The sequence below is a fragment of the Nonomuraea sp. NPDC001699 genome (assembly GCF_053596455.1).
Window position 1 is genome coordinate 88,187 of record NZ_JBSFGF010000021.1, and the last position, 19,010, is coordinate 107,196.

Genomic DNA, 19,010 nt, shown 5'->3' on the forward strand with positions numbered 1-19,010 from the left:
ACCCCCGATCAGGATTCGAATCCGAGCGCCAGATACTTGTCGACGTTCTCCTTGGTGATCGTCTCCGACGCGAGGGTGATCGACTGGGGGACCTGGTTCTCCACGAGATCACTCATGCCCTTGCCCTGCGCGATCAACCTGGCGAGCCTGATGGCCGAGGAGGCCATCGTGGGACTGTAGGTGACGGTGGCCTTGAGCACCGAGGTGCCGGCCTGGATCTCCTTCATCGCGTTCAGCGAGCCGGCGCCGCCGACCATGACGAACTCGTCGCGGTTGGCCTCCTTGATGGCGGCCAGCACGCCGATGCCCTGGTCGTCGTCGTGGTTCCACAGGGCGTCGATCTTCTTGTGCGCCTGCAGCAGCGAGGTCGCCACCTGGTTGCCGGTCTCGACGGTGAACTTGGCGTCCTGCTTGGCCGTGACACTGAACCCGTACGTCTTCAGCGCGTCGGCGAAGCCCTTGCTGCGGTCCTGGGTCAGCGGCAGCGTGGCGATGCCCTGGATCTCGACGATCACCGGGTTCGCGACGCCCTTGTCCTTGAGCTGCTTGCCGATGTAGTGCCCGGCCGCGACGCCCATGCCGTAGTTGTCGCCGCCGATCCACGTGCGGTAGGCCAGCTTGTCCGGGAACACCCGGTCGAGGTTGATGACCGGGATGCCCGCCTGCGCCGCCTGCAGCGCGACCTGGTTGAGCTGCTGGCCGTCGTTCGGCAGGATGACCAGGGCGTTCACCTTGGCCGCGATCAGCGACTCGACGGCCGAGATCTGCTGGTTGATGTCGTTGGTCGGCTCGACGGGCTTGAAGTCGACGTCGCCGAACTGCTTGGCCGCGGCCTCGGCGTTCTTGGCGATGGCCGCGATCCAGCCGTGGTCGGCGGCCGGGGCGGAGAAGCCGATCGTCACCTTCTGACCGGGTTCGTCGTTGCCGCTCGCGGCGGGAGCGGGCGCGGGCGCCGCCGAGGTGGGTGCGGCCGCGGGCTCGTTGCTGGTGCAGCCCGCAGCTAACAGCACCGCCCCGCCGACGAGGAATCCCCTGCGCGCGACGTTCTCACTCATATTGCTCTCGCTTTCAGGTTCCGCCGCTGGAGAAGGACGGCGACGACGATGATCAGGCCCTTGGCGATCAGCTGGTCGCTGGTGTTGAGCCCGTTGAGGATGAACAGGTTCGTGATGAGGGTGAAGATCAGCAGGCCCAGGATCGAGCCGATGATCGTCCCCCGGCCTCCGGTGAGCAGGGTGCCGCCGATGATGACGGCGGCGATGGCGTCGAGCTCGTACAGGTCGCCGTGGGTGGACGAGCCTGTCGTCGTGCGGGCCATGATGAGGATCGCGGCGACGCCGCAGCAGAAGCCGGACAGGGCGTACAGGAGCATCGTGTGCCTGCGTACGTCGATGCCGGCCAGCCTGGCCGCCTCGGGGTTGCCGCCGACCGCGTACGTGCGGCGGCCGAACGTGGTGCGGTTCAGGACGATCCACCCCAGCACCACGACCAGGGCGAACACGTAGACCAGCAGCGGGATGCCGAGCAGCCGCGTGGTGGACAGCTGCACGATGCCCTCGACCTGGATGAGCTGCGTCTTCCTGTTGGACATGCGCTGGGCCAGGCCGCGGGCGGCCACGAGCATGGCGAGGGTGGCGATGAACGGCACCATCCGCCCGTAGGCGATCAGCAGCCCGTTGACCAGCCCGGCCCCGGTGCCGACGAGGATCGCGCAGACGGCCATCACCACCGGCCCGTACGACTGGGTGGCCAGTGTGGTCGCCCACACCGAGGCCAGGGCCATGACCGCGCCGACGGACAGGTCGATGCCGCCGCCGATGATCACGAAGGTGGCCCCGACGGTGATCACGCCGATGGTGGCGGCCAGGGCGAGGATGCTGACCAGGTTGGAGGTGGTGGCGAAGTTGTCGAACCGGGTGACGAGGCCGACGACCACGAGCAGCGCCAGCGCGCCGAGCAGGCCGAGATGGCGGACCTCGGCGATCCCGCTCAGCAGGGACGGTCTCGGCCGGGCGACCCCGGCGGCGGGTCGTTCGGGCGCCTCAATGGGGTCGCTCATCACGCGGCCCTCCCATCCATGATCATGTCGAGTACGCGGTGCTCGTCCAGGCCGGCCGCCTCGCCCTGGTGGATGACGGCGCCCTCGCGCAGCACGAGCACCCGGTCGGCCAGGCCGAGCACCTCGGGCACCTCGCTGGAGACCAGCAGCACGCCGATGCCCTGGTCGGCCAGGTCGCGGATGACGGCGTACAGTTCGGCGCGGGCGCCGACGTCGACGCCGCGGGTGGGCTCGTCGAGCAGCAGCAGCCTGCGTCCGCCGAGCAGCCAGCGGGCGAGCACGGCCTTCTGCTGGTTGCCGCCCGACAGGGTCCTGATCGGGCGTTCGGGGTCGGGCGGGCGGATGTCGAGGAGCTCGGCCAGGCGGGCGGCCTCGGCCCGCTCGCGCCGGCGGTCGATCCAGCCGAACCTGGAGAACTCCGGCAGCGTGCCGAGGGTGATGTTCGCGGTGACGCTCTGGTCGAGCATCAGGGCCTGGGCCTTGCGTTCCTCGGGGGCCAGGCCCATGCCCTGCCGGACGGCGCCGGTCACGCGGCGGCTCGCCGGGCGGCCGGCGAGCGTGACGCGGCCGGAGGCCGGACGGGCGCCGTAGACCGCCTCCAGGATCTCCGAGCGTCCGCTGCCGACGAGTCCGGCCAGCCCGACGATCTCCCCGGCGCGGACGGAGAAGGAGACGTCGGCGAACAGGCCGGGCGCGGTCAGGTTCTCGACGCGCAGCACCTCCTCGCCGGGGGGCCGGGTGGGGCGGGGCGGGAAGACGTACTCGACGTTGCGGCCGGTCATGAGGGAGACGATCCGGGCGGTGAGCGTGTCGCGGGCGGGCAGGCCGACGGCGACGGTGCGCCCGTCCTTGAGCACGGTGACGCGGTCGCCGATCTCGCGGATCTCCTCCAGCCGGTGGGAGATGTAGACGACGGCCACGCCCTGGGCGGTGAGCTCGCGGATGATGCGGAACAGGTTGGCGACCTCGTCGTGGGCCAGGGCGGCCGACGGCTCGTCCATGATGATCAGGCGGGCGTCGTGGGAGAGGGCGCGGGCCATCGAGACGACCTGCTTGGCGGCCGGTGAGAGCCGTCCGACCTCGGTGGACGGGCGGATCTCGCCGTGGCCGAGCCGTTCCAGCACCTGGCGGGCGGCCCGGCGGCCGGCCTGGCGGTTGACGAAGCCGAAGCGGGCGTGCTCGTGGCCGAGGAAGATGTTCTCGGCGACGCTGAGGCCGTCGACGAGGTCGAGTTCCTGGTAGATGGTGGCGAAGCCGAGCCGGATGGCGTCGATCGGGCTGCTCGGCCGGACCGGCGCGCCGTTGAAGACGATGGTGCCCTCGTCGGGCTGGTGGGCGCCGGCCAGCACCTTGATCAGGGTGGACTTGCCCGCGCCGTTCTGGCCGAGCAGGCAGTGCACCTCGCCCGCCCGTACGTCGAGGTCGACCCCGTCGAGCGCGCGCACGCCGGGGAACTGTTTGACGATGCCCTTCATGACCAGCATCGGGTCCCCTTCAGGCGTTGACGATGCGGTTGATGTTGTCCGGTGACAGGTAGTGCTCGATGGCGAGCAGGCCCGCGCCGAGCGCGGCGGCGTTGATCCCCGTGCGGCTCGGGGTGATGGACAGGTGGTGGGTGGCCAGCGGCAGCGACCGGCGGTAGATCGTCTCCCTGATGCCGGCGAGCAGGTGTTCGTGGACGCGGGACAGCGCGCCGCCGATGACGATGACCTCGGGGTTGAAGAAGTTGACCAGCCCGGCCAGCACCTCGCCGATGAGCCGGCCGGCCTCCCTGACCAGCCGCAGCGCCTGGGTGTTGCCCGACTGGACGAGCGCGACGACGTCGGCGCCGCTCTCGGCGGCCAGCCCGAGCTCGGCGAGCCGCCGGGCGATGGCGGCGCCGCCGGCCACGGCCTCCAGGCAGGCGCTGTTGCCGCAACGGCAGCCGGCGTCGTCGTGGCCGCTGACGCGGATGTGCCCGATGTCGCCGGCCGAGCCCTGGGCCCCTCTGTGGAGCTTGCCGTCGGCCACGATGCCGCAGCCGATGCCGGTGCCGACCTTGACGAACAGCAGGTGGCTGGTGCCGGCGAAGGCGTTGCGGTGCTCGCCGAGCGCCATGACGTTGACGTCGTTGTCGACCAGCACCTGGATGCCGTCGAAGTACTCGGGGACGGGGTAGTCGTTCCAGCCGGGCATGATCGGCGGGTTGTTGGGGCGGCCGGTGGCGAACTCCACCGGGCCGGGCACGCCGATGCCCATCGCGCGCAGCGCGGCGCGCGGGCGTCCGACCTCGGCGAGCAGCCGGTCGAGCCGCTGGTCGACGTGGGCGAGCACCTTCTCGGGGCCCTCGCCGATCTCCAGCGGGTCCTCGCATTCGGCCAGCAGGCCGCCGGTCAGGTCCATGAGCGCGACCCGGCAGTGGGTGGCGCCGAGGTCGACGCCGGCGAAGGCGTGCTGCTCGGTGTGCAGGCGGAGCTGGCGGGGCGGGCGGCCGCCGGTGGACTCGCCGCTCTCGGTCTCCTCGACGAGGCCGCGCTCGATGAGCGCGTCGACGCGCTGGGAGATCGTGGATCTGGCCAGTCCGGTGAGGCGCGCGAGATCGGAACGGGTGGTCGCCGATCCGGCGCTGATGAGCGTCAGGACGTCGGCAGCCGAGCCCGGCTGGGGGGTCATGCGGGAACAATAAGATCACTCATGCGGCAAATCAAGAGTCTGATTCGACCGAACTTCCCAGACTTATGCCGAAGATCGAACAAAGCCTGTTATGTGACGCCCGCCGAAACCTCCCCGAACGCGCGGAAGCCGGCCGCCGCCCGGACGGGCGGTGACCGGCTTCCGGCAGGTGCGGGCGCTAGAGCATGGCCTTCATCGAGTCGCCGGCCGTCAGCACGTACGGCTGCTCGGCCATCACCGATCCCCAGTTGTCGGCGATCGCCTCGGGCGTGAGGTCGTCGGTCTTCCAGCCCGGCCCCTCGGCCACGAACACGCGGGCCACCCGCCCGCCGCCGACGGTGAACACCTCTCCGCTCGACTCGCACGAGTCGTGCGCGAGGTAGGCGACCAGCGCGCTCACCCGCTCGGGCGTGAACTTCGCCTCGAACTCGGCCGGCAGCAGCGCCTCGGTCATCCTGGTCCAGGCGATCGGCGCGATGGCGTTGGCCTTGATGCCGTTGCGCGCGCCCTCGATGGCCAGCGTCTTGGTCAGGCCCACCAGGCCCATCTTGGCCGTGGAGTAGTTGGCCTGGCCGAAGTTGCCGAACAGGCCGGCCGGGCTGGAGGTGTTGACGATCCGGCCGTGCCCGGCCTCCTTCATCAGCGGGTACGCGGCCTGGCTGACCAGGTACGACCCGCGTACGTGCACGGCCAGCACGCCGTCGAAGTCCTCGACCGTCATCTTCCCGAACGACCGGTCGCGCAGGATGCCCGCGTTGTTGACGACGATGTCGACCCCGCCGAACGCGTCGACGGCCGTCTGCACGAGCGCCCTCGCGCCCTCGGGGGTGGCGACGTTGTCGGCGTTGGCGACGGCCTGGCCGCCGTTCTTGGTGATGAGCTCGACCACCTCGGCCGCCGGGCCGGTGGAGGCGCCGGTGCCGTCGAGGGCGCCGCCGAGGTCGTTGACCACGACCTTGGCGCCCCGCTCGGCGAGCAGGAGCGCGTGCGCCCTGCCGAGGCCGTGCCCGGCGCCCGTGATGATCGCGACCCTGTCATCGAACCGAAGCATCGAACCTCCAGAGCAAGAGAACAACATTCTGGTAGGAGTACGATAACCGACCGGCTCAGGCGCGTCTCCAGAGCTCGGGCTCGCCCTCCTCCCTGCGTACCCTGCCCCGTCCGGCCAGCCACACCAGGTGGGCCAGCGTCTCGTTGTTGGCCGCGCGGCGCATGAACGGCGGGATCGTCTCCCAGGGCCGCGACCAGCTCAGCCGGGTGGCGACCTCCCAGCAGGTCACGCCGTCGTCCTCGCCGACGACCCGGTCGATCTCGGCCAGCCGCTCGTCGTGGTGCGCCAGCACGTGGTCGACGCGTCCGGCCAGCTCCAGGAAGCGGTACTCGTGGCCGGGCAGCACCTCGTCCACGTCCAGGTCGCGCACGGCGGCCAGCGAGCCGAGGTAGTCGGCCAGCGGGTCCGGGCCCGACTGGGGGTGCACGGCCACGATCGGCGTGATCTTCGCCAGCACGTGGTCGCCGGAGAGCAGCAGCCGGCGCCCCGGCGAGACGAAGCACAGGTGGCCGGGCGTGTGCCCGGGGGTCCAGACGGCCCGCAGGTCCCAGCCGGGCAGCCCGAGGTCCTCGCCGTCCTCGATCAGCCGGTCGGGACGGGCCATCGTGACCATGTGCCTGATCATCATGGAGGCCCCGGCCAGCTCGTCCAGGCTCAGGTCGGGCACGCCGGAGCGCCGGAGCAGGGCCCGCTCGCGCTGGACGAGCGAGTCGATGGCGTCGTCGTCGTACCGCTCGCGCACGAGGCCCGCGTCGGCCGGGTGCAGCCCGATCCAGGCGCCCGACGCCTCGCGGACGCGCCCCGCCAGGCCGTAGTGGTCGGGGTGCAGGTGGGTGACCAGGACGGCCTTGACGTCGGCGATCCCGTAACCGGCCACGGCCAGCCCGGCGGCGAGGGCGTCGTACGCCTCGTCGGTGTTCCAGCCCGCGTCCACGATCGCCACGCCGTCGGGCAGTTCAAGGGCGTAGACGAGCACGTACCGCAGCGGGTTGACCGGAATGGGCACCGGGATCGACCACAACCCCGGCCGGACCCGCTCGACCTCGGGAACCGCCCCGCTCACCCATGCCTCACGCTGCGCCACGCTGGAAGGAGTCACCACGAACTTCGCCATGGCCCCGAATATAGTTCTGGTCCCGAATCATGTTCTACTAGGGGTCATGAAGCTGAGCCGCGAGATCTCAGACGATGGCCGCTTCGTCCGGCAGCCGAACCGCTTCACCGACCGGCTCGGACCGCCCGAGCCCGGCCGTTACCGGCTCTACGCCTCCTACGCCTGCCCGTGGGCACAGCGCGTGCTGATCGTCCGCGCCCTGCTCCGCCTGGAGGACCTGCTGGACGTCACGATCGTCGACCCCGTCCGCGACGACAAGGGCTGGCGGATCCCCGACGGGGACCCGCTGTACCTGTCGGAGCTCTACCACGCCACCGAACCGGGCTACACGGGCCGCTACACCGTGCCCTGCGTCTGGGACGCCCGGGACGAACGCATCGTCACCAACGACTTCCCACAGATCACCCTCGATCTGGAGACGTCGTGGGGCACCGCGCCCGACCTGTACCCGGAACGCCTGCGCCCGGACATCGACATCATGAACGACCGCCTCTACCACGGCCTCAACAACGCGGTCTACGAGGCCGGCTTCGCGCGCGGGCAGCAGGCGTACGAGGACGCGGTCACACGCGTGTTCACCACGCTCGACCTGCTGGAGGTGCGCCTGGCCGAGTCGGAGTTCCTGTTCGACACGCTCACCGACAGCGACGTGCGGCTGTTCACCACGCTGGTCAGGTTCGACACGGTCTACCACGGCCACTTCAAGTGCTCGATCAGGCGGCTGACGGACTATCCGGCGTTGTGGGCGTACGCCCGCAGGCTCTACGCCATCCCCGCCTTCCGCGACACCACGGACTTCGACCACATCAAGCGCCACTACTACCTGACCCAGACGAACATCAACCCGAGCAGGATCGTTCCGGTAGGGCCGGAACTCGACTGGAGCCTGTGACCCCCGGCCTCGGCATCGCCACGAACAGCAGCGCCGAGGCCAGCACCACCCCCGAGGCCACCCACCAGGCGGCGGACGCCCCCGTCTGCGCGGCCAGCAGGCCGAGCGTGGAGTTGGCCAGCACCCCACCCGCCTGCAATGACAGCGAGGACGTCGAGGTGACCGTGGTGCGCTCGGCGGCGGACACCGCGTTGTGCTGCATCTCCAGGCAGAGCAGCCCGGTCACCGACAGCCCGGCGAACATGACGAGGTAGGCCAGCCCGGCCGTCACCAGGCCCGGCACGCCGTCCAGCCCGGCGGTGGCGGCCAGCGAGCCGACCGACAGCGCGCAGAGCACCGCGCCCGCGGCGGCCCCCCGGGCCGAGCTCCTGGCCAGGCGCGCCACGCGAGGGGCGAGCACGCTGCCCGTGGCGCTGGCGGCGTAGCCCAGGGCGGCCACGACGGCGTAGGCCAGGCTGCCGCGCTCGGCGGTGCCGGCCAGCTCGGCCAGCCGCCCGGGGGTCAGCAGCTCGATCGTCATCAGCAGCACACCGGACGCGGCGGCGGCGAGCATCAGGCGGCGCAGCACCGCGCCCCCGGCCGCCAGCCGGATCCCGGAGACCACCGTGGCGGGCACCTCGCGCAGCACGCCGCCCAGCGACCGCCGCGCGTGCGCCGGCTCCGGCAGCGCGAACACCACCACGACCAGCAGCACGACGGCCGCCGCCGCCCCCAGCAGGGGCGGCACGGCCAGCGGCGTCATCAGCCCCGGCGGCACCAGCAGCGGCACCGCGCCGCCCACCAGCACGCCGACGCACAGGGCCGCCGACTCCATCGCGCCGCCGCGCGCCAGGCCCGGCTTGAGGTCGGCGCCCTCGCCTTCGAGCTCGTGCAGGGTGTCGACGTACCAGGAGGTCGCCGGACCACTGGACAGGGCCCTGGCCACCCCCTTGAGCACGCCGCTGACCACGAACATCCAGAACGCCGTGGAGACGCTCATCAGCGCGAGCCCTGCCACGGTGAAGACCGCCGAGCAGGCCAGCACCATCCGCCGCCCGACGACGTCGGCCAGGCCGCCCGTGGGCAGCTCCAGGCTCGCGGTGACGACCGAGAAGACGGTCACCGACAGGCCGATCTCGGCCAGGCCGAGCCCCCTGTCGGTCATCAGCAGCACCATGCAGGCGACCATGAGCCCGGGCGGCAGCCAGGTCAGGAAGCTGACGAGCATGTAGCGCCGTAACGCGGAACGAGCGGTCATCGGTCCTGCTCCTTGTCGCTGGGAAAACCGTCGCGGGGGAAACCGCCCATCCAGATGTTGACCTGGCGGGCCTCGGGGTCGCCTGAGTAGCGGGCGGCGAGGTCGCGCAGCAGCTCCATGGCCCGGTCGTTGAACTCCCTCAGCCCGGCCGCGGGCAGCTCGACGATGTCGTCGCTCAGCCCGGCCGCCCGCACCCACTCGGGGGACCACTCGCGCTCGTCGTAGTCCTGGTTGACGCGGGCGAGCACCTCGACCTGGCGCATGCGCATGATCCGGACCGCCTCGCGGCCCTCGTCGGTGCCGGACAGCTCGCTGTTGTCCCAGGAGGTGTAGCGGTGGCGGGCCCGCCAGCGGCGTTCGCGCCCGTCGCGCCGGTCGGGGTCCTCCTCGATGAAGCCGTACTTGAACAGCTCGCGCAGGTGGTAGCTGGTCGAGCCGGAGCTCTCCCCCACCTTGCGCCCCAGCTCGCTGGCGGTGGCCGGGCCGTCGCTGCGCAGCAGCCCGAGCAGCCGCACCCGCAGGGGGTGGGCGACCACTTTGAGCACCTGCGGGTCACTGATCTTGTACTGCTCCTCCATGAGGACGACCCTAGACCGCAAAGGCTTTTTTGCAAAGTGATTTTTGCGAATTTCCCGGCCTTCTAAACTGGGCGCATGCTCGACGACATCCGCGTGGACGACGCCGTCCTCGCCCTGCGCCCCGACTTCGCCGTCCTGGTCATGCTGGCCCACGACCTGCGGAACGGCCCCACCGACGACCTCACCCGCGCCTGGCTGGCCGAGGCGTCGCAGGCCGAGGTGCAGAGCGACAAGATCGACGCCTGGAAGGACGCCTACCGCGCCTTCGGCGCCAAGCCGCAGCGCACCAGGCCCTCGGTCGACGCCCTGACCCGGCGCATGCCGCTGCCGGAGATCAACCGGGTGGTCGACGCGTACAACACGATCAGCGTCAAGCACGCGCTGCCCATCGGCGGCGAGGACCTCGACCGCTACCAGGGCCCGGCCCGGCTGGTACGGGCGACCGGCGACGAGCACTCGGAGGAGGCGCTCGGGCAGCCCGAGCCCGGCGAGGTGATCTGGCGCGACGACGCCGGCGTGACCTGCCGGCGGTGGAACTGGCGTCAGGTGGCGCGCACCCGGCTCACCGAGGAGACCACCAACGCGATCTTCCTTCTCGAACGCCTTGAGCCGATGTCGATGGAGGAGCTCCAGCAGGCCGGGAAGGAGCTGGCGGACCTGCTGTCGCAGCTGTCACCCGGGGTGCGGATCACCAGCAGAATCGCGCCCGGCGGGAAATAAACCTGGCGGCCACACGTTGATACCAAACAGTAACAATGGCGACTCTCCCTGGATTGACTAGGCGGGCGTGACCTCTTCGGCGTGTCCTGAGAGGATCGTTCGGGGCGGCACGTGCTCTTCGGCGCGCGCTGCCGGTCCGGGCGAGTAGCCTTGGACAGGTTCTCTAACATCAACGCCGATCTGCGGAAGAGGGCGATTTCCGCCGTGTCGTCTGAGTCGTCGCGGACAAACCCGCTGGCAAGCTTTGGTCAGAACGAGTGGCTTGTCGACGAGCTGTACCAGAAGTACCTTCAAGATCCAGAGTCTGTCGACAAGGCCTGGTGGAACTTCTTCGCTGACTACAACCCTGATAGCGGGCCGGGCCGTACCCCGGTCAGGGAGGCGGCGAACGGCACTGCGACCGCGCCCGCTCCTCCCAAGGCGCCCCCGAAGGCGCCTCCGGCAGCTGAGAAGCCGAAGCAGCCGGCCACCCCGGTGCCCAAGGGCGCCGAGGAGGTGAAGCTGCGCGGCGCCGCCGCACGCACGGCCGCCAACATGGACCTGTCCCTGACGGTCCCCACGGCGACCAGCGTTCGGGCCATCCCGGCCAAGCTGCTCATCGACAACCGCATCGTGATCAACAATCACCTCAAGCGGGGGCGTGGCGGCAAGATCTCCTTCACGCACCTGATCGGCTTCGCGATCGTCAAGGCGCTGAAGGCGATGCCGGAGATGAACCACTCCTACACGGAGATCGACGGCAAGCCGACGCTGGTCAAGCCCGAGCACGTCGGGTTCGGCCTGGCGATCGACGTCCAGAAGAGCAACGGTGAGCGCCAGCTCCTCGTGCCCTCGATCAAGGGCGCCGAGGAGATGGACTTCCGCCAGTTCTGGGTGGCCTACGAAGAGGTCGTCCGCAAGGCCCGCGCGGGCAAGCTGGGCGTCGACGACTTCTCCGGCACCACGATCTCGCTGACCAACCCCGGCACGATCGGCACGGTCCACTCGGTCCCGCGCCTGATGCCGGGCCAGGGCACGATCATCGGCGTCGGAGCGATGGAGTACCCGGCCGAGTACCAGGGCGCCTCGCCCGACACGCTCTCGCGCCTGGCCGTCTCCAAGGTCATGACGCTGACCAGCACCTACGACCACCGGATCATCCAGGGCGCCCAGTCGGGCGACTTCCTGCGCCAGATCCACCGGCTGCTGCTCGGCGAGGACGGCTTCTACGACGAGATCTTCGAGGCGCTGCGCATCCCGTACGAGCCGGTGCGCTGGGTCCAGGACATCTCGGCCTCGCACGACGACGACGTGGCCAAGTCGGCCCGGGTCATCGAGCTGATCCACGCCTACCGCGTGCGCGGCCACCTGATGGCCGAGACCGACCCGCTGGAGTACAAGCAGCGCAAGCACCCCGACCTGGACATCCAGTCCCACGGGCTGACCTTGTGGGACCTTGAGCGCGAGTTCGCCACCGGCGGTTTCGGCGGCCGTGCGCTGATGAAGCTCCGCGAGATCCTGGGCGTGCTGCGCGACTCCTACTGCCGCACGGTCGGCATCGAGTACATGCACATCCAGAACCCCGAGGAGCGGGCCTGGATCCAGGCGCGGGTGGAGAAGCCGCACGCCTCTCCCGAGCGCGACGAGCAGCTCAACATCCTGTCCCGGCTCAACACCGCCGAGGCGTTCGAGACGTTCCTGCAGACGAAGTTCGTCGGCCAGAAGCGCTTCTCGCTGGAGGGCGGCGAGTCCCTGATCCCGCTGCTCGACTCGGTGATCAGCGATGCCGCCGACGAGGGCCTCGACGAGGTCGTCATCGGCATGGCCCACCGCGGCCGGCTCAACGTGCTGGCCAACATCGTGGGCAAGTCCTACGCGCAGATCTTCGGCGAGTTCGAGGGCAACATCGACCCGCGCACCGCCCACGGCTCCGGCGACGTCAAGTACCACCTGGGCGCGAGCGGCGAGTTCACCGCGCCCAGCGGCAAGACGATCACCGCGTCCGTGGTGGCCAACCCCTCCCACCTGGAGGCGGTCGACCCGGTGCTGGAGGGCGTCGTCCGCGCCAAGCAGGACCTCCTGGAGCGCGGCGAGGAGGGCTTCACCGTCCTTCCCGTCCTCGTCCACGGCGACGCGGCCTTCGCCGGCCAGGGCGTGGTGGCCGAGACGCTCAACCTGTCGCAGCTGCGCGGCTACCGCACCGGCGGCACCGTGCACGTGGTGGTCAACAACCAGGTGGGCTTCACCACCTCGCCGGCCTCCTCCCGCTCGTCGGTCTACGCGACCGACGTCGCGCGGATGATCCAGGCGCCGATCTTCCACGTCAACGGCGACGACCCCGAGGCCGTGGTGCGCGTGGGCCAGCTGGCCTACGAATACCGCCAGGCGTTCCGCAAGGACGTCGTCATCGACCTCATCTGCTACCGCCGCCGCGGCCACAACGAGGGCGACAACCCCGCCTTCACCCAGCCGCTGATGTACGACCTGATCGACGCCAAGCGCTCGACCCGCAAGCTCTACACCGAGGCGCTGATCGGCCGGGGCGACATCACGGTCGAGGAGGCCGAGTCGGCGCTGCGCGACTACCAGGCCAAGCTGGAGCAGGCGTTCACCGAGACGCGCGAGGCGGCCAAGAAGCCCAAGGAGGCGGCCGCCATGCGGGTGCCCCCGGCCGAGGTCGTCAAGTGGTCCCACGCCGACACGCCGACGGCGATCAGCGACGAGACGCTCAAGCGCATCGTCGACACCCAGCTCAACCTGCCCGACGGCTTCACGCCGCACCCGCGCCTGGCGCCGGTGCTGCAGCGCCGCGGCCAGATGGTCGAGACCGACTCGATCGACTGGGCGATGGGCGAGACGCTGGCGTTCGGCTCGCTGCTGATCGACGGCCACCCGGTGCGCCTGGTCGGCCAGGACTCCCGGCGCGGCACGTTCACCCAGCGGCACGCGGTGCTGGTCGACCGGATGACCGGCGCCGACCACACCCCGTTGAAGCAGTTCAACGAGGGCACCACGAAGTTCTACATCTACGACTCGCTGCTCAGCGAGTTCGCGGCGCTCGGCTTCGAGTACGGCTACAGCGTCGTGCGTCCCGATGCCCTGGTGGCCTGGGAGGCGCAGTTCGGCGACTTCGTCAACGGCGCCCAGACGATCATCGACGAGTTCATCTCGTCCGGTGAGCAGAAGTGGGGTCAGCGGTCGTCGGTCGTGCTGCTGCTGCCGCACGGCTTCGAGGGTCAGGGTCCCGACCACTCCTCGGCCAGGATCGAACGGTTCCTGCAGGTCTGCGCGCTCGACAACATGACGGTCGCGCAGCCGTCCACGCCGGCCAACTACTTCCACCTGCTGCGCTGGCAGGTGGAGTCCAACCGGCACAAGCCGATGGTGGTCTTCACGCCCAAGTCGCTGCTGCGGCACAAGGCGGCCACGTCGAAGGCCTCCGACTTCACCACCGGCACCTTCCAGCCGGTCATCGGCGACACCACGGTCGATCCGGCCAAGGTCACCCGGGTCGTCCTGGTCTCGGGCAAGCTCTACTACGACCTGGCCGCGCAGCGTGACAAGACGGGCCGCGACGACGTCGCGATCGTCCGGCTTGAGCGGCTCTACCCGTTCCCGACCGAGGAGCTCACCGCCGAGCTGGCCCGTTACGGGCAGCAGGCCGAGCTGGTGTGGGCACAGGACGAGCCGGTGAACATGGGCCCGTGGCCCTACCTGACGCTGAAGCTGGCCGAAGACCCGCAGACGCTCGGCGGCCGGTCTCTCCGTCGCGTCTCGCGCACCCCGAACAGCTCGCCTGCGACGGGTTCGCACAACTCGCACGACACCGAGCTGGAGGAGATCCTCCACCAGCTCTTCGGCTGAGCAGGCCGCCAGAGAGCCCCCGGCCGTCCGGCCGGGGGCTTCTGTGTTGACCGGTGGGGGTGAGGCCCTGCCCGCACGAAGGAGAAACCCATGTACTTCACCGATCGAGGCATCGAGGAGCTGGTCGATCGGCGGGGCGAGGAAGAGGTCAGCGTGCTCTGGCTGGGCGAGCGGCTGCGCGAGTTCGTCGATCTCAACCCCGAGTTCGAGACCCCGATCGAGCGGCTGGCCACCTGGCTGGCCCGCCTCGACGACGAGGACGACGACTGACGCGAACCGGCCCTCCAGACGCGATACATCTTGAGTTTTCGAGTAACGCGACATATCGTGTTCTTGTAGCAGACGTACTCGTCGAGGAGGCATACGTTCATGGAGAAGTGGACGCTGGAGGCCCCTGAGCAGCTCACGTTCGGGCCGGTGGAGTCACTTGACGTGCGGATCGTCGCGGGCAGGCTGGCCGTCCTGGCCAGCGAGGGCCCGCCCACGCTGGAGCTGACGGAGATCGAGTCGGCCGCGCCGCTGCTGGTCAGCTACGACGCGGTGACCAAGGAACTGGTCGTCACCTACGAGGGCCTGACCCTGGACGGCCTGCTCACCTGGCTGCGGCGCGACCGGCGCAGGACCAACCTGACCCTCACCGTGCCCAAGGGATGCAGGGTGAGCACCGAGGTGGTCTCGGCGTCCACGGTGCTGGCCGGGTTCGAGCGTTCCACCCGGGTCAAGAGCGTGTCCTCCGAGGTCGTCCTCGACGGCGTGAGCGGCGAGGTGAGCGCCACGACGGTCTCCGGCTCGATCGAGAGCCGGGCCATGGAGGGCGACCTGGCGTTGAAGACCGTCTCGGGCGAGCTGACGCTGGCCGACGGCAGCCCGCGCCGGCTCAAGGCCAGCACGGTGTCCGGCCGCATCACCGCCGACCTGAGGCTCCGGCCAACGAGTCACGTGACGCTCAACAGCGTCTCGGGTGCCATCCTGGTGCGGGTGCCGGAGAACGCCGAGTCCGACGTCAGCATGAGATCCACCTCCGGCCGGCTGAGCTCGACGTTCGACGGGCTGTCGGCGGCCAACAGCCCCGGCTCCAAGACGCTGTCCGGGCGGCTGGGCGGCGGCATGGCCTCACTGTCGGCGTACACCGTCTCGGGCGAGGTCGCGTTGCTCAAGGGAGAGAAGGAATGAGCCCTGTCTTCGGTCACGGCCGGCTCCGGCTGTACCTGCTCAAGCTGCTGGAGGAGAGCCCGCGGCACGGCTACGAGGTCATCCGGCTGCTCCAGGACCGCTTCCTCGGCGTCTACTCGCCCTCCCCCGGCACGATCTACCCGCGCCTGGCCCGCCTGGAGGAGGAGGGCCTGGTCACGCACGAGGTCGTCGACGGCAAGAAGGTCTTCTCCATCACCGACAAGGGCCGCGAGGAGCTCAACGCCCGGCTCGACGAGCTCGACGACTTGGAGCAGGAGATCTCCGCCTCGGTGCGCGACATCGCCCGCGAGGTCAAGGAGGACGTCCGCGACACGGTGAAGTCGCTGCGCGACGAGCTGACCCGGATGGCCAAAGACGTCCGCACCGGCACCCGCGACAGCGCCAAGACCCGGGCCGAAGACCTCAAACAGCTCAAGGAGCAGCAGAAGCGGCAGTGGATGGCGCACGCCAGCCAGTGGCAGGTGGAGAGCGACCGGCTGGCCGGCGAGTGGCGCCGGATCTGGTCGGACATCTGGACCACGCTCGGCGGCGACACCGTGCGCCGCATCGAGCTCGACAGCGAGCTGGGCGAGCTGCTGGCCGACTTCGTGGCCCAGGCCCGCACGGAGGCCGCCGACGCCGCCCTGACCACGCAGAAGCTGGCCGAGCTGCACGCCGTGCTCGACGAGGCGTCCGCCCGCATCCGCGACATCCTCGAACGCTGAGCCGCCACTGGCCGCCACTGGCCGCCGCTGAGCCGCCTGCCTGGCCGCCGGTGAGGCGTCGTCAGGCGGAGCGCAGTGAGCGTGCCGGGCGTTCGAGGCCGCGGGCCGCCCTGCGGGCGTGGTAGGCGACCGGCATGTAGCGCAACCGCTCGGGCAGGCGCGCGGTCAGCATCGCCACCGCGTGCCCGAGGTGCCGCAGCCGCCGCTCGTCCCGGGCCGTCCAGCGCAGGCCGAGCTTCCTGCGGGCGGCCGGCGGCAGGGTGCCGACGGTGACGAAGTGGTTGAACTCCCCCGACCCCAGCCCCACCGGCGTCCACAGGCGGCGCAGCGGCCTCGGCAGGCCGGGCGGGGCGGGCGTGCCGCGCATCACGGCGAGCACCTCCAGCGCGGTCGGGTGCGGCTCCAGCCGCTCGGCGATCATCATGTCGAAGTAGCGCCAGAACGCCTCCAGATCCGCCGGCATCTCCCGCTCCGGCACGTGCAGGATCGCGCCGAGCCGGCGCGACTCGGCGTACATGCGGCGTTGCTGCTCCTCGGTGTACGGGGTGCCGAAGTAGCGGTTGAGCGTGACGAACCGCTCGAACAGCGACAGGTGCACCCAGGCCCACGCCTCGCCGTTCAGGGCGTGGTAGGCGCGGCCGTGCTCGTCCACGCCGCTGATGGACCGGTGCAGCTCGCGCAGCCGCCGCCCCTCGGCCAGGCCGCCCTCCCCGCCGTAGACCCACTTCTGGACGGAGGCGAGCGTGCGGTTGAGCCGCCCCCACGGGTCGTCCTTGTACGTCGAGTGCTGTGCCACGGCCGCGCCGACCGCCGGATGCATGGTCTGCAGGACCAGCGCGCTGCCGGCCACGAGCAGGTTGCGGTATTCGCCCGCGGTCTCCCAGTGCATCGAACCCGGGCCGAACGGCTCCACGTCCATGGTGACGCCTCCAGGGTGATACGGCCTCATTCTTCGTGTATCACCCGGAAGGCGGACAAGTAACCCTTCACTTATTCAGCCGGCAAAGACGATCTTTCCGAAGATCTCCCCTTCGGCCATGGCGGCGAAGCCGTCGCGGGCCTCGGCCATCGGCAGCGTGCGGTCGATCACCGGCCGCACGCCGGTCTGCTCCAGGAACACCGCCAGCCGCTGGAGCTGGTCGCGCGTGCCCATGGTGGTGCCGACCACCGAGAGCTGCAGGAAGAAGACACGGTTGAGGTCGGCGGGCGGGACCGCGCCGCTGGTGGCCCCGGAGACCACGATGCGGCCGCCCGGCCTGAGCGACTTGAGCGAATGGTCCCAGGTGGCCTGGCCGACGGTCTCCATGACCGCGTCCACCCGCTCGGGCAGCCGCGCGCCGGTCTCGAAGACCTGGTCGGCGCCGAGTTCGCGGGCCCGCTCACGCTTCTCCTCCGAGCGGCTGGTCGCCCAGACCCGGAAGCCGCCCGCCCGGCCGAGCGCGACGAGCGCGGTGGCGACGCCGCCGCCGGCCCCCTGCACCAGCACGGTCGAGCCCGGTTCGAGCCCCGCCTTGTCGAACAGCATGCGGTAGGCGGTCAGCCAGGCCGTCGGCAGGCAGGCGGCCTCCTCGAAGCTGAGTGCGGCCGGCTTGGGCACGAGGTTGCGCCGCGGCACGGCCACCCGCTCGGCGAACGTCCCGTCGTACACCTCCGACAGCAGGGAGCGCCTGGGGTCGAGCGTCTCGTCCGCGCCCGTGCCGATGACCGCGTGCACGATGACGTCGTTGCCGTCCTCGTCCACGCCGGCGGCGTCGCAGCCGAGCACGATCGGCAGGCGGTCCTTCCTGATGCCCACGCCCTTGAGCGTCCACAGGTCGTGGTGGTTGAGGGCGGCGGCGCGTACGGAGACGGTCGTCCAGCCGTCGGGCGCCTCGGGGTCGGGGTGCTCACCGAGCGTCAGCCCGGCGAGCGGATTGTCGGGATCGGTCTGTGTGGCGGTTACGGCGAACATGGCCGCACCTTACTAACCGGCCCACCGCCACCCACGGCACCGCCCCGCCGCGCGACGCCTTGCCGGCGTTCGACCTTCACCCGGGCCCCCTGGCCCGCCTGTCAGCGTTCGACCTTCACCCGGATCCCCGCCAGGGCGCGGCGTCTGAAGTCCTCGGGGCCGGCGACGGCGACCTCCACGTCCCCCCGGCACGTCCACTCGCCCGGACGCCCGCGCCCCTCGATCACCTTCGGCAGCCGGGCCTTCTCCGCGCAGTCGGGCGTGGGCACCAGCACGACCATCTCCCGCACTCCCCCGCCGAACCAGAGCTGCGGCCCGGCCGGATCCCCCTGCACCGTGGCCCCCGGCCCGGCCAGCCGCACCGACCCCTTGCCCGACAGCACGAGGTAGCCGTCCCTGGTCACCTTCCCGCGCAGCTCCCGCGCCAGGGCCGTGCGCTGGTCGAAGGTCAGCCCCTCGCCCCGGTCCTGCATCGCCACCCGCCACCGTCCGAACGAGAACAGCAGCACCTGCCCGCTCCCCCCGCCGGGCTGACGCGGCCACAGGGTGACGCCGGGGCCGTAGCTCCTGATCGGCCGGCCGCCGCCGGTCACCTCGGCGACCCCGTTGTACGGCACGCCGAACTGCCGGAACTGCCCGTCTATCCACGCCCCCTGGAACGGCCGCACCCCCAGCTCGTTGAGGTCGAGGTCGGCCGGATAGCGCACCTCGGCCTTCAGCCCGTCGGGGAAGACGACGTCGATGATCTCGTCCCGTCCCTTGGTCCTGGCCGGGATCCGCAAGGTGCTGGGGCCGTTGTCGATCGTCGTGAGGGACCGGATGGGCGCGGTGGCGGACGGCGCCGGCGGCGGCTGCGGGTCGCGGCTGAGCAGCAGGCTGACGGCCGGGATCACCAGCAGGGCCACCACCGACGCCAGCCCGATCCATCGGCGGCGGCCACGCCCACCTGCCTCGATGACGTCGAACTGGTCGGACACGACGTGCCTCGCCGGGTTAGTGCGGGTTGCGCCCTTCA

17 protein-coding genes are annotated in these 19,010 nt (G+C 70.6%); 6 read left to right on the forward strand and 11 right to left on the reverse strand.

Translation table 11 applies throughout. From position 1 onward, the window contains the following. Window positions 1–8: 8 nt before the first annotated feature. From ACWCSU_RS40810 to ACWCSU_RS40835, 6 genes are all read right to left on the reverse strand, one after another. Window positions 9–1,055: a substrate-binding domain-containing protein gene (locus ACWCSU_RS40810; protein WP_397037952.1), complete on the reverse strand. Its 1,047-nt coding sequence runs from the start codon at window positions 1,053–1,055 to the stop codon at window positions 9–11. After that, a complete protein-coding gene (locus tag ACWCSU_RS40815) occupies window positions 1,052–2,059 on the reverse strand; it encodes an ABC transporter permease (RefSeq protein WP_449942053.1) in 1,008 nt (335 codons plus the stop codon). Before ACWCSU_RS40815 ends, ACWCSU_RS40810 begins: the two co-directional genes overlap by 4 nt. Continuing rightward, the gene (locus tag ACWCSU_RS40820; RefSeq protein WP_449942054.1) at window positions 2,059–3,543 is read right to left on the reverse strand and encodes a sugar ABC transporter ATP-binding protein; all 1,485 of its coding nucleotides are present in this window, start codon (window positions 3,541–3,543) and stop codon (window positions 2,059–2,061) included. The genes ACWCSU_RS40815 and ACWCSU_RS40820 overlap by 1 nt, the downstream gene beginning before the upstream one ends. Window positions 3,544–3,553: 10 nt before the next feature. Beyond that, the gene (locus ACWCSU_RS40825) at window positions 3,554–4,711 is read right to left on the reverse strand and encodes an ROK family transcriptional regulator (RefSeq protein WP_357697369.1); all 1,158 of its coding nucleotides are present in this window, start codon (window positions 4,709–4,711) and stop codon (window positions 3,554–3,556) included. Window positions 4,712–4,889: 178 nt separating this feature from the next. Further along, window positions 4,890–5,762 carry an SDR family oxidoreductase gene (locus tag ACWCSU_RS40830; protein WP_449942055.1) on the reverse strand — a complete coding sequence of 291 codons (873 nt, stop codon included), beginning with the start codon at window positions 5,760–5,762 and terminating at the stop codon, window positions 4,890–4,892. A gap of 55 nt (window positions 5,763–5,817) precedes the next feature. After that, complete coding sequence (locus ACWCSU_RS40835) at window positions 5,818–6,876, reverse strand: MBL fold metallo-hydrolase (RefSeq protein WP_449942056.1); 1,059 nt, start codon at window positions 6,874–6,876, stop codon at window positions 5,818–5,820. A gap of 46 nt (window positions 6,877–6,922) precedes the next feature. Between ACWCSU_RS40835 and ACWCSU_RS40840 the strand changes: the two genes are divergently transcribed. Beyond that, on the forward strand, window positions 6,923–7,768 hold the full coding sequence (locus ACWCSU_RS40840) for a glutathione S-transferase family protein (RefSeq protein ID WP_364085439.1): 846 nt from the start codon (window positions 6,923–6,925) through the stop codon (window positions 7,766–7,768). On the opposite strand, the gene ACWCSU_RS40845 is transcribed toward ACWCSU_RS40840, so the two are convergent. Next, the gene (locus ACWCSU_RS40845; protein WP_449942057.1) at window positions 7,716–9,005 is read right to left on the reverse strand and encodes an MFS transporter; all 1,290 of its coding nucleotides are present in this window, start codon (window positions 9,003–9,005) and stop codon (window positions 7,716–7,718) included. The genes ACWCSU_RS40840 and ACWCSU_RS40845 overlap by 53 nt on opposite strands. Beyond that, window positions 9,002–9,583, reverse strand: coding sequence for a winged helix-turn-helix domain-containing protein (locus ACWCSU_RS40850; protein ID WP_449942058.1), 582 nt, complete (start codon window positions 9,581–9,583; stop codon window positions 9,002–9,004). Before ACWCSU_RS40850 ends, ACWCSU_RS40845 begins: the two co-directional genes overlap by 4 nt. A gap of 75 nt (window positions 9,584–9,658) precedes the next feature. On the opposite strand from ACWCSU_RS40850, the gene ACWCSU_RS40855 reads away from it, so the two are divergent. From ACWCSU_RS40855 to ACWCSU_RS40875, 5 genes are all read left to right on the forward strand, one after another. Next, window positions 9,659–10,303: a B3/B4 domain-containing protein gene (locus ACWCSU_RS40855; RefSeq protein WP_449942059.1), complete on the forward strand. Its 645-nt coding sequence runs from the start codon at window positions 9,659–9,661 to the stop codon at window positions 10,301–10,303. Window positions 10,304–10,507: 204 nt separating this feature from the next. Next, entirely contained in the window at window positions 10,508–14,146 is a 3,639-nt protein-coding gene (locus ACWCSU_RS40860; protein WP_357697355.1) for a multifunctional oxoglutarate decarboxylase/oxoglutarate dehydrogenase thiamine pyrophosphate-binding subunit/dihydrolipoyllysine-residue succinyltransferase subunit, read from the forward strand. Window positions 14,147–14,236: 90 nt separating this feature from the next. Beyond that, window positions 14,237–14,416, forward strand: coding sequence for a DUF6104 family protein (locus tag ACWCSU_RS40865; protein WP_352323532.1), 180 nt, complete (start codon window positions 14,237–14,239; stop codon window positions 14,414–14,416). 99 nt (window positions 14,417–14,515) lie between these two features. Continuing rightward, entirely contained in the window at window positions 14,516–15,319 is an 804-nt protein-coding gene (locus tag ACWCSU_RS40870) for a DUF4097 family beta strand repeat-containing protein (RefSeq protein WP_357697353.1), read from the forward strand. Then, window positions 15,316–16,044, forward strand: a complete 729-nt coding sequence (locus ACWCSU_RS40875) for a PadR family transcriptional regulator (protein ID WP_357697351.1) — start codon at window positions 15,316–15,318, stop codon at window positions 16,042–16,044. Before ACWCSU_RS40870 ends, ACWCSU_RS40875 begins: the two co-directional genes overlap by 4 nt. Before the next feature lie 61 nt (window positions 16,045–16,105). Here ACWCSU_RS40875 and ACWCSU_RS40880 read toward each other — a convergent pair whose 3' ends face one another. From ACWCSU_RS40880 to ACWCSU_RS40890, 3 genes are all read right to left on the reverse strand, one after another. Further along, window positions 16,106–16,963, reverse strand: a complete 858-nt coding sequence (locus ACWCSU_RS40880; RefSeq protein ID WP_357697349.1) for an oxygenase MpaB family protein — start codon at window positions 16,961–16,963, stop codon at window positions 16,106–16,108. Window positions 16,964–17,038: 75 nt separating this feature from the next. Further along, window positions 17,039–17,995 carry a zinc-binding dehydrogenase gene (locus tag ACWCSU_RS40885; protein WP_449942060.1) on the reverse strand — a complete coding sequence of 319 codons (957 nt, stop codon included), beginning with the start codon at window positions 17,993–17,995 and terminating at the stop codon, window positions 17,039–17,041. Window positions 17,996–18,096: 101 nt separating this feature from the next. Then, window positions 18,097–18,972 (reverse strand): hypothetical protein, encoded by an 876-nt coding sequence (locus ACWCSU_RS40890; protein ID WP_397037970.1) that lies wholly within the window; start codon window positions 18,970–18,972, stop codon window positions 18,097–18,099. Window positions 18,973–19,010 lie beyond the last annotated feature (38 nt).

Bases quoted from the DNA above. Each gene is read 5' to 3' on its own strand.
- ACWCSU_RS40870 (WP_357697353.1), top strand. From the start codon at position 14,516: ATGGAGAAGTGGACGCTGGAGGCCCCTGAGCAGCTCACGTTCGGGCCG.
- ACWCSU_RS40855 (WP_449942059.1), top strand. From the start codon at position 9,659: ATGCTCGACGACATCCGCGTGGACGACGCCGTCCTCGCCCTGCGCCCC.
- ACWCSU_RS40850 (WP_449942058.1), bottom strand. From the start codon at position 9,583: ATGGAGGAGCAGTACAAGATCAGTGACCCGCAGGTGCTCAAAGTGGTC.
- ACWCSU_RS40840 (WP_364085439.1), top strand. From the start codon at position 6,923: ATGAAGCTGAGCCGCGAGATCTCAGACGATGGCCGCTTCGTCCGGCAG.
- ACWCSU_RS40830 (WP_449942055.1), bottom strand. From the start codon at position 5,762: ATGCTTCGGTTCGATGACAGGGTCGCGATCATCACGGGCGCCGGGCAC.
- ACWCSU_RS40885 (WP_449942060.1), bottom strand. From the start codon at position 17,995: ATGTTCGCCGTAACCGCCACACAGACCGATCCCGACAATCCGCTCGCC.
- ACWCSU_RS40835 (WP_449942056.1), bottom strand. From the start codon at position 6,876: ATGGCGAAGTTCGTGGTGACTCCTTCCAGCGTGGCGCAGCGTGAGGCA.
- ACWCSU_RS40815 (WP_449942053.1), bottom strand. From the start codon at position 2,059: ATGAGCGACCCCATTGAGGCGCCCGAACGACCCGCCGCCGGGGTCGCC.
- ACWCSU_RS40810 (WP_397037952.1), bottom strand. From the start codon at position 1,055: ATGAGTGAGAACGTCGCGCGCAGGGGATTCCTCGTCGGCGGGGCGGTG.
- ACWCSU_RS40865 (WP_352323532.1), top strand. From the start codon at position 14,237: ATGTACTTCACCGATCGAGGCATCGAGGAGCTGGTCGATCGGCGGGGC.
- ACWCSU_RS40880 (WP_357697349.1), bottom strand. From the start codon at position 16,963: ATGGACGTGGAGCCGTTCGGCCCGGGTTCGATGCACTGGGAGACCGCG.
- ACWCSU_RS40825 (WP_357697369.1), bottom strand. From the start codon at position 4,711: ATGACCCCCCAGCCGGGCTCGGCTGCCGACGTCCTGACGCTCATCAGC.
- ACWCSU_RS40820 (WP_449942054.1), bottom strand. From the start codon at position 3,543: ATGCTGGTCATGAAGGGCATCGTCAAACAGTTCCCCGGCGTGCGCGCG.
- ACWCSU_RS40845 (WP_449942057.1), bottom strand. From the start codon at position 9,005: ATGACCGCTCGTTCCGCGTTACGGCGCTACATGCTCGTCAGCTTCCTG.
- ACWCSU_RS40875 (WP_357697351.1), top strand. From the start codon at position 15,316: ATGAGCCCTGTCTTCGGTCACGGCCGGCTCCGGCTGTACCTGCTCAAG.